The sequence below is a fragment of the Oerskovia sp. Root918 genome (assembly GCF_001428945.1).
Classification (GTDB): domain Bacteria; phylum Actinomycetota; class Actinomycetes; order Actinomycetales; family Cellulomonadaceae; genus Oerskovia; species Oerskovia enterophila.
Genome location: NZ_LMJG01000016.1, coordinates 77,828 through 95,283, shown reverse-complemented (window position 1 = coordinate 95,283; position 17,456 = coordinate 77,828). Strand labels below are relative to the sequence as shown.

16 protein-coding genes are annotated in these 17,456 nt (G+C 72.4%); 3 read left to right on the top strand and 13 right to left on the bottom strand.

Features of this window, described 5'->3' with window-relative positions:
• Window positions 1-201 precede the first annotated feature (201 nt).
• The 3 genes from ASE27_RS18045 to ASE27_RS18035 all read right to left on the bottom strand — a co-directional run bounded on the left by ASE27_RS18045 (window position 202) and on the right by ASE27_RS18035 (window position 3,782).
• Window positions 202-1,209, bottom strand: coding sequence for a pseudouridine synthase (locus tag ASE27_RS18045; protein ID WP_235535489.1), 1,008 nt, complete (start codon window positions 1,207-1,209; stop codon window positions 202-204).
• Between the two features lie 94 nt (window positions 1,210-1,303).
• The gene (locus ASE27_RS18040) at window positions 1,304-2,056 is read right to left on the bottom strand and encodes a nucleoside/nucleotide kinase family protein (RefSeq protein WP_235535488.1); all 753 of its coding nucleotides are present in this window, start codon (window positions 2,054-2,056) and stop codon (window positions 1,304-1,306) included.
• Between the two features lie 49 nt (window positions 2,057-2,105).
• Window positions 2,106-3,782 carry a bifunctional ADP-dependent NAD(P)H-hydrate dehydratase/NAD(P)H-hydrate epimerase gene (locus tag ASE27_RS18035; RefSeq protein WP_056653850.1) on the bottom strand — a complete coding sequence of 559 codons (1,677 nt, stop codon included), beginning with the start codon at window positions 3,780-3,782 and terminating at the stop codon, window positions 2,106-2,108.
• A gap of 99 nt (window positions 3,783-3,881) precedes the next feature.
• Between ASE27_RS18035 and ASE27_RS18030 the strand changes: the two genes are divergently transcribed.
• Window positions 3,882-4,934: an LLM class F420-dependent oxidoreductase gene (locus tag ASE27_RS18030; RefSeq protein ID WP_056653846.1), complete on the top strand. Its 1,053-nt coding sequence runs from the start codon at window positions 3,882-3,884 to the stop codon at window positions 4,932-4,934.
• 197 nt (window positions 4,935-5,131) lie between these two features.
• Here the strand turns inward: ASE27_RS18030 and ASE27_RS18025 are convergent, their stop codons facing one another.
• Complete coding sequence (locus ASE27_RS18025; RefSeq protein ID WP_056653843.1) at window positions 5,132-5,482, bottom strand: holo-ACP synthase; 351 nt, start codon at window positions 5,480-5,482, stop codon at window positions 5,132-5,134.
• Window positions 5,483-5,606: 124 nt separating this feature from the next.
• A complete protein-coding gene (glmS, locus tag ASE27_RS18020) occupies window positions 5,607-7,472 on the bottom strand; it encodes a glutamine--fructose-6-phosphate transaminase (isomerizing) (protein WP_056653840.1) in 1,866 nt (621 codons plus the stop codon).
• 172 nt (window positions 7,473-7,644) lie between these two features.
• Here glmS and coaA point away from each other — a divergent pair, with 172 nt between their 5' ends.
• Entirely contained in the window at window positions 7,645-8,625 is a 981-nt protein-coding gene (gene coaA, locus ASE27_RS18015) for a type I pantothenate kinase (RefSeq protein WP_139107692.1), read from the top strand.
• Window positions 8,626-8,743: 118 nt separating this feature from the next.
• On the opposite strand, the gene ASE27_RS18010 is transcribed toward coaA, so the two are convergent.
• The 8 genes from ASE27_RS18010 to ASE27_RS17975 form a co-directional block, all read right to left on the bottom strand.
• On the bottom strand, window positions 8,744-9,502 hold the full coding sequence (locus ASE27_RS18010) for a DedA family protein (protein WP_056653837.1): 759 nt from the start codon (window positions 9,500-9,502) through the stop codon (window positions 8,744-8,746).
• A 318-nt stretch (window positions 9,503-9,820) separates the two neighbouring features.
• Complete coding sequence (locus tag ASE27_RS18005) at window positions 9,821-10,495, bottom strand: peptide deformylase (RefSeq protein ID WP_369819025.1); 675 nt, start codon at window positions 10,493-10,495, stop codon at window positions 9,821-9,823.
• Entirely contained in the window at window positions 10,492-11,856 is a 1,365-nt protein-coding gene (gene glmM, locus ASE27_RS18000) for a phosphoglucosamine mutase (protein ID WP_056653834.1), read from the bottom strand. Before glmM ends, ASE27_RS18005 begins: the two co-directional genes overlap by 4 nt.
• Before the next feature lie 153 nt (window positions 11,857-12,009).
• Entirely contained in the window at window positions 12,010-12,498 is a 489-nt protein-coding gene (rpsI, locus tag ASE27_RS17995) for a 30S ribosomal protein S9 (RefSeq protein WP_056653832.1), read from the bottom strand.
• Window positions 12,499-12,544: 46 nt separating this feature from the next.
• On the bottom strand, window positions 12,545-12,988 hold the full coding sequence (gene rplM / locus ASE27_RS17990) for a 50S ribosomal protein L13 (protein ID WP_030151909.1): 444 nt from the start codon (window positions 12,986-12,988) through the stop codon (window positions 12,545-12,547).
• Between the two features lie 269 nt (window positions 12,989-13,257).
• Complete coding sequence (locus ASE27_RS17985; RefSeq protein WP_082609108.1) at window positions 13,258-14,217, bottom strand: rhodanese-related sulfurtransferase; 960 nt, start codon at window positions 14,215-14,217, stop codon at window positions 13,258-13,260.
• Window positions 14,218-14,410: 193 nt separating this feature from the next.
• Window positions 14,411-16,138, bottom strand: coding sequence for an ABC-F family ATP-binding cassette domain-containing protein (locus ASE27_RS17980; RefSeq protein ID WP_056653828.1), 1,728 nt, complete (start codon window positions 16,136-16,138; stop codon window positions 14,411-14,413).
• Between the two features lie 177 nt (window positions 16,139-16,315).
• On the bottom strand, window positions 16,316-16,870 hold the full coding sequence (locus ASE27_RS17975; protein WP_056653825.1) for a DUF937 domain-containing protein: 555 nt from the start codon (window positions 16,868-16,870) through the stop codon (window positions 16,316-16,318).
• 187 nt (window positions 16,871-17,057) lie between these two features.
• On the opposite strand from ASE27_RS17975, the gene ASE27_RS17970 reads away from it, so the two are divergent.
• The gene (locus ASE27_RS17970; RefSeq protein ID WP_056653823.1) at window positions 17,058-17,456 is read left to right on the top strand and encodes a DUF5709 domain-containing protein; all 399 of its coding nucleotides are present in this window, start codon (window positions 17,058-17,060) and stop codon (window positions 17,454-17,456) included.

Sequence of the window (17,456 nt, the reverse complement as noted above, 5' to 3'; positions counted from 1 at the left end):
GGCGCGCGCCGGGTAGTAGTCGGCGGGCGGGACGGGGCCGGTGGCCGACGGCGTGGGGGTGGTGTCGCCGGTGGAACCGTGCGGGGGATCGCTGAAGGGGCTCACGATCACCGATTCTCTCACCGGCGGTGACCGATGGGTGGGCCGAGGGTGACGGGCCCGCCCGCCGGGGACGACCGGGCCGGCTGCTGAGGATCGGGCCTACGCCCACTCCTGCAAGGGCCGCGTCGTCTCGAACCGCCGGGGCCTCCCGCTGAGCGGGTCGACGAACTCGATCGAGCGCGAGACGAGCTGGAGCGGCCGGCTGAAGTCGTCAGGACGCACGTCGTAGAACGTCGGGTAGAAGTTGTCGTGCAGGATCGGCAGGCCCAGCGAGTTCATGTGCAGCCGAAGCTGGTGGGTCTTGCCCGTGTGCGGGGTGAGACGGTAGAGGCCCAGGCGACCGCGGGACCCGTCGCCTCCGTCGCCCGTCCCGGACGGATCCTCGCGGGTGTCCACGAGCTCCACGAGGCTCTCGGAGTTCGGCTCGCCCGGCACCTCGGACGCGCGCATGACTCCGCGCTCCTTGTGGATGCGGCTGCGCACGACGCGCGGCAGGTCGAGCGCAGGGTCGACGCCCGCGACGGCCTCGTACACCTTGGTCACGCGCCGCTCGGCGAACAGCGTCTGGTACGGCCCGCGGACCTCGGGCCGGACGGTCAGCACGAGCACCCCGGCGGTCACGCGGTCGAGCCGGTGCGCGGGCGAGAGCTCGGGCAGGTCGAGGTCCCTGCGCAGCCGGACGAGCGCGGACTCCGCGATGAAGGCGCCACGCGGGATGCTCGCGAGGAAGTGCGGCTTGTCGACCACGACCAGGTCGTCGTCGCGGTACAGGATCTCGATCTCGAACGGGACGCGCGTCTCCACGGGCGGGTCCCGGTACAGGAACACGCGCGCGTGCTGTGCAAAGGCCGTGTCGGGCGCGACCGGTCGGCCCAGGTGGTCGACGACCTCTCCCGCGGCGACCTTCTCCCGCAGACGCCGCTCGTCGTCGGGAAACCGGTGGACGAGGTGGTCCAGGACGGTGTCCCACCGGGGCGAGCCGTCGCTGCCGTCACCGTTGGAGGGCAGGACGACGCGGGTCGCGTTGAGGCCGTCGCGCACGGGGAGCGGCTGGAACGGGATGCGCCGACGGCGCGGCGGGACCTGAGGGGTCGTGGGGGTCGGCACGGCCACCACGGTAGTCGCTCACCGTGGGCGGCCGTCCGGCTGAGTGCGGAGTTCTTGCGCGACACACCGGGCGTGTCGCGCAAGAACTCCGCACTCAGCGGTGGCAGACGACGTCGGCCCGGTCCCGCGTCGAGGCGACCAGCCGGGCGTTGGTCTCGTCAGGCCCGAGCGCCCAGGCGCGCGCCGCGGCAGGCGGCTTGCCGTGCCGCTCGTGCCGGGCCACGAGGCGCTCGACGCGGACGTGCTCGGGGACCTCGAGGAACCAGGTCTCGTCGAGGATCGCTCGCACCGGGGTCCAGCGCCCGTGGTCCTGGTCACCACCGAGCAGCAGGTAGTTGCCCTCGGTCAGCACGAGCTCGACGTCGGGTCCGACGGGGATCGACCCCGCGACGGGCTCCTCGATCTCGCGGTCGAACGCGGGCGCGTAGACCGTGACGCAGTCGCGGGGCGACCGGAGCCGTTCGAGGAGCGCGACGTACCCGTGGGCGTCGAACGTGTCGGGGGCACCCTTGCGGTCCCGGCGGCCCAGGCGGGCGAGCTCGGCGTCGGCGAGGTGGAAGCCGTCCATGGGCACGACGACGGCGCTCACCCCGGGCGCTCGGACGCCCTGCGTGGACAGGGTCGGCCCGGCGCTGGCGGCGGGTGCGGCGCGCTGCGTGAGCGCGGCGAGGACGTCGCCGGCGAGCGTCGACTTCCCCGCTCCGGGTGCGCCGACGATCCCGACGAGCACCCGGACACGTCCGCCGGGCTCTGCGCGCCGGGCGCGCGCGACGAGAGCTGCGCACCGGTCCGCGAGCGCCGTCGCGACGTCGCCCTCGATCAGCGCCGGGTCACTCTCGACCTGCACGTGCGTCACCTTCGACCTCGTCTCTCGTCACCGTCGGCGTGGCGGTGCGTCACCCTCGGAGCAGCTCGGCCACCACCCTTGGGACCGCCTCGGCCACGTCCATGGCGGCGACGGGTCCGCCTGGGTTGGCCCGCACAGCGGCCAACCCGTGGACCGTAGCAGCCGCGGCAGCGAGCTCTGCCGCCAGCCCGGGCTCTCGGACCACGCGCTCGCCGTACGCGGCCAGGAGGGCGCCCAGGAGCCCCGTGAGCACGTCTCCGGCGCCCGCGGTCGCGAGCCAGGCAGGTCCGTCGGCCTGGGACCACGCGCCCTCGGGCCCGACCACCACGGTCGCCGACCCCTTGAGCAGCACGGTCGCGCCCGTGAGCTCGTGCGCTGTGCGCGCCCAGCGCAGCGGCTCGGCCTCGACGCCGTCCCGGTCGACGTCCTCGCCGCGCGCGCGCAGGAGCGTCGCGAGCTCGCCCGCGTGCGGCGTCAGCACGACCGACGGCGGGCAGGTCGCGGGCAGCAACGACAGCGCACCGGCGTCCACGACGCACGCCGGACGCGGGCCGGCCGAGGCGTCCCAGGCGTCCTGCGCCAGCTCGCCGCTCGCCACCGCGAGCGCGTACCGGATGCGCTCGTGCTGGCCGGCGTCCGGTCCGGAGCCCGTGTCCCGCTCGCTCGCGCCGTCGCGCAGCCCGGACCGCTCCCCCGCGGCCGGGACCCCTGACCCGAGCGCCCACGCCTGGACCCTGCCCTCGGCGGGCACCGCCTCGGGGCGAGCCGAGACGACGACGCGCGCGACGTCGTCGGGCCCGCGGTAGCGCACCATGCCGGCGCCCGCGCGCACGGCCGCCGTGACCGCGAGGACCGCAGCCCCCGGGAACGTCGGTGTGCCCGCGACGACTCCCAGGACCCCGCGCGTGTACTTCTGGTCGCTCGCCCCGGGCACGGGCCACAGGCGCGCGACGTCGGCGGGTTCGAGGCGCCTGACCGCGGGAGTCCCCAGCTCGTCGAGGCCCACGTCGACGGGCGTGACGAGCCCCGCGAGGTGCGTCGCCGGCGGCAGCAGCAGCCCGGGCTTGGGCGCGCCGAACGTGACCGTCCGGTCGGCACGCAGGACCGGCCCGGGGACCGAGCCGTCGTCGACCCCGATCCCGCTGGGCGTGTCGACCGCGACGACCCAGGGGACGTGGACGGCGCGAGCGGCACGCACCGACGTCCCCTCCGCGAGCGCCTCGACCAGCTCCCCTGCCAGCCCCCGCAGCGCCCCCGACGCCCCGATCCCGACCAGCCCGTCGACGACCACCTCGGCCGAGAGGATGCCCTCGACGACGTCCCCCCACCGCGCGGGCCCGGTCGGGACGGTGAGGTCGAGGACCCGTCCACCCGCACGGCGCAGCGCCGTCAGACCTGCGGCATGAGGGTGCCCGCTCGTGCAGACCGCTTCGACCGCGACCCCGCGCCGGGACAGGTACGCCCCCGCGAACAAGGCATCGCCCCCGTTGTTGCCCGAACCCACGAGGAGCACCACGCGCGTGCCGGTCACGCGCCCGGGGCGCGCACCGCCGTCGGGCCCCGCACCCCGCGCTCGCGCGGACCGCCCATGCGCGGCCGTACGCCGCAGGTCGCCTGCGACGACCGTCGCGAGCGCGAACGCCGCGCGCTCCATGAGCGGGACGCCCCGGGCGAGCAGCGGCTCCTCGGCGGCACGGACCTGGGCGGCGGTGAACGCTTCGATCATGGGGCCATGATGCCGCGCGCGGGCGCGGCCCGCCGGGCCGGGCTGCGCGCGGGCGAGACCCGCGCGGCCCCCGTTCCCCGCCGGGCTAGATTGGCGACCATGCGATTCGGACTCTTCATCCCGCAAGGCTGGCGACAGGACCTCGTCGGCATCGACCCCTCGGCACAGTGGGAGACCATGCGGTCGCTCGCTCAGCACGCGGACACCGCGACGACCGGCGCGCCCGGCCCTGACGCGCGGCACGCGTGGGAGTCGGTGTGGGTCTACGACCACTTCCACACGGTGCCCGAGCCCACGGGCGAGGCCACGCACGAGGCCTGGACCCTCATGGCGGCGTTCGCGGCGTCGACCGAGCGCGTGCGCCTGGGCCAGATGTGCACGTGCATGGCGTACCGCAACCCCGCCTACCTCGCCAAGGTCGCGGCGACGGTCGACATCGTGAGCGGCGGCCGCACCGAGATGGGTATCGGCGCCGGCTGGTACGAGCACGAGTGGCGTGCCTACGGCTACGGCTTCCCGGGCGCGGGAGCGCGCCTGGGCGCGCTCGACGAGGGCGTGCAGGTCATGGAGCAGATGTGGCGCACGGGCTCCGCGACGCTCGACGGCACGTACTTCCAGGTCGACGGCGCGCTGTGCCACCCGCAGCCGCTCCAGGTCCTGGACGGCGTGGGGGCAGGAGGCGGCAGCGCCCCCAGCATCCCGCTGTGGATCGCGGGCGGCGGCGAGAAGAAGACGCTGCGCATCGCCGCGCAGCACGCCCAGTACACGAACTTCGACGGGTCCCTGGAGGGGTTCGCGCACAAGTCCGACGTCCTGCGGGGGCACTGCGAGAGCATCGGGCGCCCGTTCGAGGACATCACGCGCTCGGCCAACTACAACGTGGTCATCGGCGAGACCGAGGCCGACGTCGAGGACCGCCTGCGCTGGATCGGCGAGCACTACGCCAAGACCGTCCCGGCCAAGGTGGAGCAGACCGTGCGGGACTTCCGCTCGGGCCCGCTCGTGGGCACCCCCGAGCAGGTCGTCGAGACCCTCCAGAAGCTCGAGGGCGCGGGCATGACGTACGCCATCACGTACTTCGCGGAGGCGGCCTACGACCGCAGCGGGATCGAGCTGTTCGAGCGCGAGGTCGTGCCGGCGCTGCAGGGCTGACTGCTTCCGCTCGCCCCGGTGCCTGCGGGAGGCAGTGTGCCGGTGCCGAGCACGAGGTTGCGGTCGTTCTGACGTCGAGAACGACCGCAACCTCGTGCTCGGCGGCCGCTCGCGGCCGCGCGACCACCTGCTCGACGACGGAGCCCCCTCGGCCTCCCGCCTCACCCGGGCGGAGCGTACGGCGAGGCGACGACCCCTCAGCCCTCCGCGACCACCATGGCCGACGCGATCCCGGCGTCGTGCGAGATCGACAGGTGGAACGACGTGATCCCGAGCGCGGTCGCCCGGGCCTGGACGGTCCCGGTGATCTCGACCTGGGGAGCGCCCCCGACGACGCGGTGGACCGTGGCGTCCTGCCAGTTCATGCCGCCGGGTGCACCGAGCGCCTTGGCGATGGCCTCCTTGGCCGCGAAGCGGGCAGCGAGCGACGCCGCCGGGAGGTCGCGCTCGGCGGGGGTGAAGAGCTTCTCGCGCAGGCGCGGCGTCCGACCGAGCGTGTCCATGAACCGCGCGACGTCCACGACGTCGATTCCCACCCCGATGATCATGCGTTCACCCTAAGTGGTCGCGTGCGGCACGGGCCCAGGACGCCGGAAGCCCACCGGGCCGGGGCACGGTGGGCTTCTGGCAGGTGGTGCTGCGTGCTCGGTCCGGACCGGCGCAGCGCACGGGCTACTCGACCGTGACGGACTTCGCCAGGTTGCGCGGCTGGTCGACGTCGAGGCCCTTGGCCGTGGCCAGCGCCATGGCGAAGATCTGCAGCGGGACGACTGCCAGGAGCGGCGAGAGCAGCGTGGGCGACTGCGGGATCCAGAAGATCTCGTCCGCGAACGGCAGCACCGCGTCGTCGCCGTCCTCGGCGATGACGAGGGTCCTGGCCCCACGGGCCCGGATCTCCTGGATGTTGGAGATGACCTTCGAGTGCAGCGAGTCGCGCCCGCGCGGCGAGGGCACGACGACGAAGACCGGCTGCCCCTCGTCGATCAGGGCGATGGGCCCGTGCTTGAGCTCTCCGGCGGCGAAGCCCTCGGCGTGGATGTAGGCGAGCTCCTTGAGCTTGAGCGCGCCCTCGAGGGCGACCGGGAACCCGACGTGCCGGCCCAGGAAGAGCACCGACGTCGCGTCCTTCATGGAGCGGGCCACGGCGCTGACGTACTCGCCGCGCTCGATCACGGTCTGGATCTTGCGCGGCATCTCGCGCAGGTCGTCGAGGATCTCGCGGATCTCGTCGGGGAACTTGTTGCCGCGCAGCTGCGCCAGGTACAGGCCCAGCAGGTACGCCGCGGTGATCTGCGAGAGGAACGCCTTGGTCGAGGCGACCGCGATCTCCGGGCCGGCGTGCGTGTAGAGGACCGCGTCGGACTCGCGCGGGATGGTCGACCCGTGCGTGTTGACGATCGAGATGACCTTGGCACCCTGCTCACGCGCGTGCCGGACCGCCATGAGCGTGTCCATGGTCTCGCCGGACTGCGTGACGGCCACGACGAGCGTCTTCTCGTTCACGATCGGGTCGCGGTAGCGGAACTCGTGCGCGAGCTCGACCTCGACCGGGATGCGGCACCAGTGCTCGATCGCGTACTTGGCGACGTGCCCCGAGTAGGCCGCGGTGCCGCACGCGATGACGATGATCTTGTCGATGGTCCGCAGCACGGCCTCGTCGATGCGCAGGTCGTCGAGGATCAGGCGTCCCTCGGCGTCGGTGCGTCCCAGCAGGGTGTCGCCCACGGCCTGCGGCTGGTCGTGGATCTCCTTGTCCATGAAGGAGGCGAAGCCACCCTTCTCCGCGGCGGCGGCGTCCCAGTCGACCGTGAAGCGCGTGGCCTCGGCCGGGTTGCCGTGGAAGTCGACGACCTCGACCGAGTCCGGGGTGATGGTCACGATCTGGTCCTGGCCGAGCTCGAGCGCGTCCTTGGTGAAGGCGATGAAGGCCGCGACGTCGGAGCCGAGGAAGTTCTCGCCCTCGCCGAGCCCGACGACGAGCGGCGAGTCGTGCCGCGCACCCACCACGGTGGTGGGGCTGTCCGCGTGGACCGCGAGCAGGGTGAACGTGCCTTCGAGCTGGCGGGCGACGTAGGCCATGGCCTCGGTCAGGTCGCCCGTGCGGCGGTAGGCGCGGGCGAGCAGCTGGGCCGCCACCTCGGTGTCGGTCTCGGAGAGGAACGTGGCGCCGTCGGCCAGCAGCTCCTCCTTGAGGACCGCGAAGTTCTCGACGATCCCGTTGTGGATGACCGCGAGCCGTCCCTCGTCCGCGAGGTGCGGGTGGGCGTTGGTGTCGTTGGGCGCGCCGTGCGTCGCCCACCGCGTGTGCCCGATCGCCGCGGACGCGGCGGGCAGCGGTCTGGCGGCGAGCTCGTCGAGGAGCTTGACCAGCTTTCCGGACTTCTTGGCCGTCGCGACACGGTTCAGCTCGGGTGCGACGAGCGCGACCCCGGCCGAGTCGTAGCCGCGGTACTCGAGCCTGCCGAGTCCTTCGAGGACGACGTCCAGGGGTCGCCCGGACGTTGCGAGAGGGCCTGCGTAACCCACGATTCCACACATGTTTCCGGAGTCTAGCGGCACCGGTTCGGGCTCTCTCGACCGCGACATCTCGCGGTTCTTTGTTAGCGGTCCGGCGGCTCGCGGTTCTCGATCACCGCGTGCGTCCGGCAGAATCATCCGAGTGGTTCCTCCCTCCGACCTGCCCGTCCCTCCGCGCGAGGGTCTCCCTGCGATCGACCCGGGCGCCTCTCCCGGCGCGGGGCTGCTGCCCGAGCGCACCACGGCGTCGCCGTACGTCGACCTGGACCGCGCCGCGTGGAGCAAGCTCTCCGAGTCGACGCCGCTGCCGCTGACGGACGCCGACGTCGTCAAGCTCCGTGGCCTCGGAGACCCGATCGACCTGGCCGAGGTCGACGCGATCTACCGCCCCATCTCCCGGCTCCTCAACCTGTACGTGACGGCCACGAGCGGCCTCCACGAGGCGACGTCGACCTTCCTGCGGGAGAACTCGACGCGCACGCCGTACGTGATCGGTGTCGCGGGGTCGGTCGCCGTGGGCAAGTCGACGACGTCACGCATCCTGCGCGAGATGCTCGCGCGCTGGCCCGAGACCCCGCGCGTCGAGCTCATCACGACCGACGGGTTCCTGTACCCGAACGCCGAGCTCGCGCGCCGCGGCCTCATGGAACGCAAGGGCTTCCCGGAGTCGTACGACCGCCGTGCCCTGATCCGGTTCCTGTCCCGCGTGAAGGCGGGCGCTCCCGAGGTCCGCAGCCCGGTCTACGACCACCTGACCTACGACATCGTCCCGGGGGCCGAGACGGTCGTCCGCAAGCCGGACGTCCTGATCGTCGAGGGCCTCAACGTCCTGCAGCCTGCACGGCCCAGCGCGACCGACGAGTCGACGGTCGCGGTGAGCGACTTCTTCGACTTCTCGATCTACGTCGACGCGCGCACGCGCAACATCCGCCAGTGGTACGTGGACAGGTTCCTCTCGCTGCGCCGGACGGCGTTCGCGCGTCCCGAGTCGTACTTCAAGCGCTACGCGACGCTCACGGACGAGGAGGCGATCGAGAAGGCCAAGTCGATCTGGGACTCGATCAACGCGCCGAACCTCGAGGAGAACATCCTGCCGACCCGCGGGCGGGCGACCCTGGTGCTGACGAAGGGCTCGGACCACTCGGTCCAGCGGGCGCGCCTGCGCAAGATCTGAGCCCGGGACACCCTCTGCGAGGCCTTGGAAGGCGCCGTGGGTGTGCACAGCCCCAGCGCGGCCTCGCCGTCTGCTCACGCCCGCTCAGGGCGGCGAGAGCGAGCGGTGGAACGGGACCTCAGCAGGCTCGGCGGACCGCGGCCCCGTCGTCGTCCTGAAGGCCCTCGGTGCCCGACGACGGCGCGGCGGCCGGGTCGGTCGGCGCACCGTGGAGCGGGGTCGCCCCGGCAGCGACGGCTCGCGCAGCCTCGGCTGCGCGACGCTTGCGGGCCATGCGGTTCATGATGCGGTCGACGACCACCCCGGACAGGACCCCCAGGATCACGCCGAGGACCATGGCCAGGAGCGGCTGGTGGCCGAGCCACTGCGCGGCCACGAGGCCGATGAGGACCGAGTAGAGCGCCCACGTCACGGCCGCGAGGCCCGAGTAGAGCATGAAGCGGCGGCGGGGATAGCCCACGGCACCGGCCGTCATGTTGACCGCGACGCGACCGATGGGGACGTAGCGGGCCGCCAGGATGAAGGCCGCCCCCCGCGCCTTGAGCGCCTGGTCTGCCCAGGCGACGGCCTTGCGGCCGCGGACCGTGCGGAGGAACCCGATCCGCTCGGTACCGATGCCCCTGCCGAGCGCATAGGCGATCTGGTCCCCCGTCCAGGCGCCGGCCGCAGCGATGGCCAGGACGAGCACGAGGTTGGGGTTGCCCGACGCGCTGGCGGCGACCGCGAGGGTGATGACCACGGACTCGCTGGGGATCGGCGGGAAGAACCCGTCGATCGTCGCGAAGGCGTACAGGGCGGGGTAGATCCATGCGGACGCCGCGAGTGCGAGGACCCAGGTCTCCAGGTTCTCCAAGAAGGTCGAGACGGCCTCTATCACGGGTCCTCTGTTCGTCGGCTGGTGTGGCGAACCAGGCTGGTCACAGGTACAGGAGATGCACCTGTGACCAGCCTACGGATACGAGGGGCCGGCACCATCGGGGAAACCCCCCAGTCTGCCCTGATCTCGACCCCTACCTTCCTCGATAGATTCTGCCGCACCGACCGAGACCGGAACGTCATCCTCTGGAGGGAGATCTCCACCTAGGGAGGTCCCCCAGAAGGATGCTGTGACACTTCCGAGAGACTGACCTTCCGGACGGGGCCCAGCCAGGCCAGGCCCGGCAGGGCCGTCAGGAGCCGGCCGGAGCCGGCCAGGTCAGGGCAGCGCGAACCCCAGGGCCTCGGCCGCCCCGGAGGGGTCCGGGGTCTGACCCCAGAACCGCATCATGCTGTCGTTCGACGCGAGCGACCGGAGCTCGGCGCGGTCGAGGTAGAGCCCGCCGCCCAGGTGGTCGGTCTCGTGCTGGACGATCCGCGCGGGCCAGCCCGTCAGGACGTCGTCCACGGGTCGCCCGGCCTCGTCCTGGCCGGTGAGCCGGACGGTCCGGGGCCGGGCCACGACGGCCTGCCAGCCGCTCACGCTCAGGCAGCCCTCGTAGAACGCCCGACGCTCCTCCCCCACGGCCTCGTACGCGGGGTTGACGAGCACGCGGAACGGCAGGGGGTGCCGCTCGCGCAGGTCCGCGTCCTCGGGGTCGGAGACGCCTGCGTCCTGGATCACCGCGACCGCGATCCCCAGGCCCACCTGCGGAGCCGCGAGCCCGACCCCGGGGGCCGCGTGCATGGTGCGACGCATGGCCTCGACCAGCTCGGGGAACAGGTCCCCGAGCTGGCCGGTGTAGGGCACCGCGGGTCGGCGCAGGACCGGGTGACCGGCCTGGACGATCGGCAGCACGCCGTCCTCGTGGCGAGCGAGATGGCTCGCGACCTGGTCGCGCAGCTCCTCGTCGACGGGTCCGGCGAACCCGGGCGCGGGGCTCCCGGCCGTCACAGGGCCAGCCGGTCCCGCACCACCGCGGCGAGCGACTCGGCCACGGCGTCGGCAGAGGCCTGCGTCGCGGCCTCGACCATGACGCGCACCAGGGGCTCGGTGCCCGACGAGCGCAGGACGACACGGCCGGTCTCGCCGAGGCGGGACTCGGCGGCTGCGACGGCCTCCTGGAGGACCTCGTCGGTCGCGGCGCGTGCCTTGTCCACACCCGGGACGTTGAGCAGCGTCTGCGGCAGCTTGGGCACGGCACCCGCGAGGTCCGCGAGCTTGGCCCCCGACTCCTGGATGCGCGCGGCGAGCTGGAGCGCCGTGAGGACGCCGTCGCCCGTGGTCGCGAACTGCGACAGGATGATGTGGCCCGACTGCTCGCCGCCCAGGGTGTACCCGTTGGCACGCATCTCCTCGAGGACGTACCGGTCGCCCACGCCCGTCTGGACGGTCCGGATACCGGCCTCGCGCATCGCGAGGATCAGTCCGAGGTTGCTCATGACCGTGACGACGAGCGTGTCCTCGTGCAGTCGCCCCTTGTCCTTCTCGGCGAGGGCCAGGACGCCCATGATCTGGTCGCCGTCGACGAGCACGCCACGGTGGTCCACGGCGATGCAACGGTCGGCGTCACCGTCGAACGCGACCCCGAAGTCGGCCTCGGAGGCGACCACGACGGCCTGGAGCTGCTCCGGGTGGTTCGAGCCGCACTTCTCGTTGATGTTGCGTCCGTCGGGGCTCGCGTTCATCACGACGACGTCGGCGCCTGCCGCACGCAGCGCGGCGGGTCCCACGTCGCTCGCCGCGCCGTTCGCGCAGTCGACGGCGATCCGCAACCCCGAGAGCGGCAGGGCGTCGCCCGTGGCGCCGATGCTCCCGATGAGGTGCTCGACGTAGTCCGCACCGGCGCTGCCCGTGTCGGTCCGGACGCGGCCGACGTCGGCCCCGAGCGGACGGTCCCACACGGTGTCGAGCTGACGCTCGATCTCGTCCTCGAGCGAGTCCTCGAGCTTGATCCCGCCACGGGCCAGGAACTTGATGCCGTTGTCGGCCATCGGGTTGTGCGAGGCGGAGATCATGACGCCGAAGTCCACGTCGAGCGTGCTCGTGAGGAACGCGACGGCCGGCGTCGGCAGGACGCCGACGTCGAGCACGTTGACCCCGGCGCTCGCCAGGCCTGCGGTCACTGCCGCGCCGAGGAACTCGCCCGAGGCCCGGGGGTCGCGGCCGATCACCGCCCGCGGGCGGTGCCCTTCGGGTTGTCCCGTGCGTCCCAGCACGTTGGCCGAGGCCACGCCCAGGCCGAGCGCGAGCTCGGCCGTGACGTCCCTGTTCGCCAGCCCCCGCACACCGTCGGTGCCGAACAGTCGTCCCATGAGTTTTCCTCCCTCAACGGGACGGTACCGGCACCGAGGCCCGCACCGCCCCCGCTGCGAGCCGACCGGTCCGGTCGCTCGTCAGCATCCCTGACAAATGACAACGGCCCCGGTGGACGATGTCCACCGGGGCCGTTGTGCGCAAGCGCTGGATCAGCGCTTGGAGTACTGCGGAGCCTTACGGGCCTTCTTGAGCCCGGCCTTCTTGCGCTCGACGACGCGGGCGTCGCGGGTCAGGAAGCCGGCCTTCTTGAGCGCCGGGCGGTTGTGCTCGGCGTCGATCTCGTTCAGCGCACGGGCGATGCCCAGGCGCAGAGCGCCGGCCTGGCCGGACGAGCCACCACCGTTGATGCGGGCGATGACGTCGAAGCGACCCTCGACGTCGACCAGCTTCAGCGGGGAGTTGACCAGCTGCTGGTGCACCTTGTTGGGGAAGTACCCCTCGAGGGTGCGGCCGTTGATCTTCCACTGGCCGGTGCCGGGCACCAGGCGCACGCGGGCGATGGCCTCCTTGCGACGGCCCAGGGCCTGCGCGGGGGCGGTGATGCTCTGGCCACGGCCCGTGGGGGCTGCGCTCTCAGAGGTGTAGTTGCTGGGAGTCTCTTCGTCCAGCACGTCGATGTCGACGGTGGTCTCGGCCACTGGTGTGTCCTCGCGTCCTAAGTTCTCGTCTACGAGCAGGCGGAGCCTACTGCGCGACCTGGGTGATCTCGAAAGTCTTCGGCTGCTGCGCGGCGTGCGGGTGCTCAGAGCCTGCGTAGACCTTGAGCTTGCCGAACTGGGCGCGGCCGAGCGAGGTCTTGGGGATCATGCCGCGGACGGCCTTCTCCACAGCACGCTCGGGGTGCTTCTCCAGCAGGTCGCTGTAGGCGACCGCCCGAAGACCACCCGGGTAACCGGAGTGGGTGTAGGCAAGCTTCTGCTCGCGCTTGTTGCCGGTGAGGGCGACCTTGCCGGCGTTGATGACGATGACGAAGTCACCTCCGTCGACGTGAGGCGCGAAGGTGGCCTTGTGCTTGCCACGGAGCAGGGTCGCCACGTGGGTGGCGAGGCGGCCCAGGACGACGTCGGTCGCGTCGATGACGTACCAGTCACGCTGGACGTCGCCGGGCTTCGGGGTGTACGTACGCACGGTCGTAGCCTTCGTTTCGTGTCTTCGATGTCTTCGGCGCAGGAGCCTGCGTCCGACAAGTCGTTCGGCCTTCGGTCGACGGATGTCCACGTCACGGAGCGAGTGGGCGCACAAGTGACGAGATAACCGAAGGGGAAGCACAACGACTCAACAGACTACCTGGACGGCCCATGCAGGGTCAAAACAAGATGCGTCACACCGAGGGCGAAAAGGACCTCGGTGTGATCAGCCTCGTCGGACGGCACGGGCTCTGGTGCCAGACAGCCGATTCAGGCGGTTGCCCGGTGGTTGTCGTGGGAGAGACCGGTCATCGCGTCTTCCCGAGGTCGAGGATACGCGCCCGGGCGCAGTTCGGCACAGGCGTCGCACTGGAGCGTGCGCGCCAGGCCCGCGCAGTCGGTGCAGAACAGGCGCAGCGTCTGGCACCCGGGGTCGACGCAGTTCTCGTACTTCGCGGTCGCCGCGCCGCACTCGCAGCACGCACCGAGCGGGACCGTGTCGTCGCCGAACTCGACGTGCATGCGCTCGTCGAACACGTAGAGCGACCCTTCCCACAGCCCCTGGTCGCCGAACGTCTCGCCGTAGCGGACGATCCCGCCGTCGAGCTGGTAGACCTCCTCGAAGCCGCGCGCGAGCATGAGCGAGGACAGGACCTCGCACCGGACGCCGCCCGTGCAGTAGGTCACGACGGGACGACCCTTGAGGTCGTCGTAGGCGCCCGAGTCGAGCTCCGCGACGAAGTCACGCGTCGTCGCGACGTCCGGTACGACCGCACCGCGGAACTTGCCGATCGCGGCCTCGAACGCGTTGCGGCCGTCGAAGAACACGACGTCCTCGCCGCGCTCGGCGACCAGCTCGTGGAGCGCCTCGGGGGCGAGGCGCACCCCGCTGTCGACCACGCCGTCCTCGTCGACCGCGATCTCTTCGACGGCCCCGAAGCTCACGAGCTCGGGCCGGACCTTGACGGACAGGCGGGGGAAGTCGCGCCCCGTGCCGTCCGACCACTTGACGTCGATCCCTGCGAAGCCCGGGTACTGCTTGGTGGTCTTGACGTACTGCTTGAGGTTCTCGACCGTCCCGCCGAGCGTGGCGTTGATGCCGTGCTCGGAGACGATGACGCGGCCCGTCAGGTTCCACTGCTCCCCGAGCGAGCGTTGCCACAGCTGCACCGCGCGCGGGTCGGCGAGCGGTGTGAAGGCGTAGAAGAGCACGATCTTGGGGACAGCCATTGCTCCATTTTAGGAGCCCGACGGCGCCGCGCAGGCCGTGCTATCGGCTCTCCGTGGGGCGTGTGGTCTTCCTCACCGCGACACGTCCTCGCGTGGGGCCCGTCCCGGCGCCGCCATGTCTCGTCGTCGCCCGACCGACCTCGAGCCGGCGACCGGGGGGCGCCCCGACGACGGGGCGCCACCGGTCGGCCGGTCAGCGCTGCCGCTTGACGCGCTCGACGTCCCACACGGGCTCGGGGGTCTCGACGACGCGGCCGTCGGAGCCGAAGACCACGAACCGGTCGAAGCCGCGCGCGAACCACCGGTCGTGCGTGACGGCCATGACCGTGCCCTCGAACGCCAGGAGGCCCGCCTCGAGCGCCTCGGCCGAGTGCAGGTCGAGGTTGTCGGTCGGCTCGTCGAGCAGCAGGAGCGTGGCTCCCCCGAGCTCGAGGAGCAGGATCTGGAAGCGCGCCTGCTGGCCGCCCGAGAGCGTCTCGAAGCGCTGCTCGGCCTGACCGACCAGCTCGTAGCGGTCGAGGGCCTTGCTCGCGGGCTCGCGCCCCATGCCGTCGCGCGCACCGTCGCCCCGGTGCAGGATCTCGAGGAGCGTGCGGCCCTCGAACTCGGGGTGGGCGTGGTTCTGCGCGAACCACCCCGGGCGCACGCGCGAGCCGAGCACGGCGCGGCCCGTGTGCGCGACGGGCGGGACCACGGCCGCGTCGCCCGGAGCACCCGCGGTGCCCCCAGTGCCCACAGCGGACTCGTAGACCGGCCGGTGCTCCACGTCCGGGTCCGACCCACCCCGCGCCAGCAGGCGCATGAAGTGCGACTTGCCCGAGCCGTTGGACCCCAGGATCGCGACGCGCTCGCCGAAGAAGACCTCGAGGTCGAACGGCTCCATGAGGCCCGTGAGCTCGAGCCGCTCGCACGTCACGGCGCGCTTGGCCGTGCGTCCGCCCGTGAGCCGGACCTTCACGTTCTGCTCGTGGGCGAGCACCTGCGGCGGGCCGGCCTCCTCGAACTTGCGCAGACGCGTCTGGGCGGCCTGGTAGCGGCTCGCGAGCCCGTCGTTGAACGCCGACTTGTTCTTGAGCATGTTGACGAGGTCCTTGAGCTTGGTGTGCTCCTCCTCCCAGCGGCGCAGCAGCTCCTCGAGGCGGCTGCGGCGATCGGCCCGTGCCTCGGCGTACGTGCCGAACCCGCCGCCGTGCACCCAGATCGTGCCGCCCGCGGCCGTGGGCTCCACGGTGGCGACCTGGGTCGCGGTGCGCGCCAGGAGCTCGCGGTCGTGGCTGATGAACAGCACGGTCTTGGGCGAGGCAGCGAGCTTCTCCTCGAGCCAGCGCTTGGTCGGCACGTCGAGGTAGTTGTCGGGCTCGTCGAGGAGCAGGACCTCCTCGGGGCCGCGGAACAGTGCCGTGAGGACCAGGCGCTTCTGCTCGCCGCCGGACAGCGTGCGGACCTCGCGGAACTGGGCCTGGTCGAACGGGATGGACAGGACCTCGTCGGTGACCTTGTCCCACTCGGCCTCGGCCTCGTAGCCGCGCGCGTCGGCCCAGTCGGCGAGCGCCTGGGCGTAGCGCATCTGGGAGGGGGTGTCGTCGACCGTCATGATGTCGAGCTCTGCCGCGGCGAGCTCGCGCGCGGCGTCGCGGATCGAGGGCTGCGCGAGGTCGACGAGCAGGTCGCGGACCGTGCGCTCGTCGTCGATGCGGCCGACGAACTGGCGCATGACGCCGAGCCCGCCGCTGCGTCCCACGGTGCCGCCGTGCGGCGACAGGTCTCCCGCGACGATGCGCAGGAGCGTCGTCTTGCCGGCGCCGTTGGGTCCGACGAGCGCGACCTTGGCCCCGTCCGCGACGCGCAGGGTGGCCCCCGCGAGGAGGGGACGCCCGTCGGGCAGGAAGTAGCTGATGTCGCTGATGTCGATGTGACCCACGGGCTCATCCTCCCTGCCCGAGGCCCCGGATGACGATTCCTTTCCGCCCGGGCAGCCGCGGGCGCCGGGCCCCGGACAGCGAGCGGGCTCGCCTGCGACACCCTCGCGACGCCCGACGGCGAGGCGCACCCCGGGCGGGCCGGTGCGCCCGGGGTGCGCTCCGCCGTCGGGCAGGGGTCAGCGCTTGCCGCCGCCCAGCAGGCCGCCCAGCCCGCCCAGGATGCTCCCGAGACCGCCGCCCGAGCCCCCCTGACCGCCACCCAGGAGCCCGCCCAGCAGGTCGCCGATCCCGCCGCCCCCGGCGGCCTCCTGCGTCCCGGTCGGCTGCTCGCTCTTGCCCCCGACCTGCTTGGCGAGGAACGACAGCGCGATGGGCGCGAGCGCCGGGAGGATCGAGGCCAGGACGTTCGACTGCGTGCCGCTCTTGTCCGCGAGCTGCGCGACCACCTGTTCCTCGTTCGAGCCGAAGATGTTGTGGACGATCTTCTCGCCGTCGGCCGTGTCGACGTCGTCGAGGTTCACGCCGCCCTCGACGAGAGAGGGAGAGTGCTGCCCGAGGGCCTTGCGGAGCGACGCGGCCCCGGCCGGGTCCTGCGCGTTGGCCTGGAGCCCGCCGATCAGCGCGGGGAGCGCGGTCGTGACCGCCTGCTGGGCGGTCGCCTCGTCCACGCCGAGCCTGCCGGCGAGCTGGTCGAGAGGGATGGCGGACAGGAGGTCGTCGATCGATGCCATGGGGACTCCTGGTTCAGGCCGCCCCGTGGGTCGAGGACGGCGTCGTCACGGGACGCACGTGACCGCAGGCGCCTCGGACGGTCGCCCGCCGGGAGTCCTGCGGCGCACGTGGTCCGAGCCTAGTCCGCAGGAGGCCGGATCCGCCCGGTGGGCTGCACGAACGCGCCACCGGTGCGAGTGTGGAGACATGAGCGACGACACACCGGCCACCCGGACAGACCCGGCCCTCGGCACCGAGGGCGACTCCGACCAGCTCCAGCAGGACGACACCCTGGTCGACCGCGGCGTCGACGACGTGCTCGACGAGGGGTACGCACCACCCGAGCGCGCACCCCTGACCTACGCCCACCCCGAACGGCTCGAGGAGGACGGCGAGTCGCTCGACCAGCGCCTCGCCGACGAGGAGCCCGAGGACTGGGACACCGACCCTCTCGACCGCCCCGACACGACCCGCTCGGGCCGCCTCGTGGCGGACGCCGACGCGCTCGACGGGCGCGTCAACGACACGTACGCGGACGACGCCGGGATCGACGGCGCCGCGGCGAGCGCCGAGGAGGCCGCGGTCCACATCGTCGAGGAGCCGTAG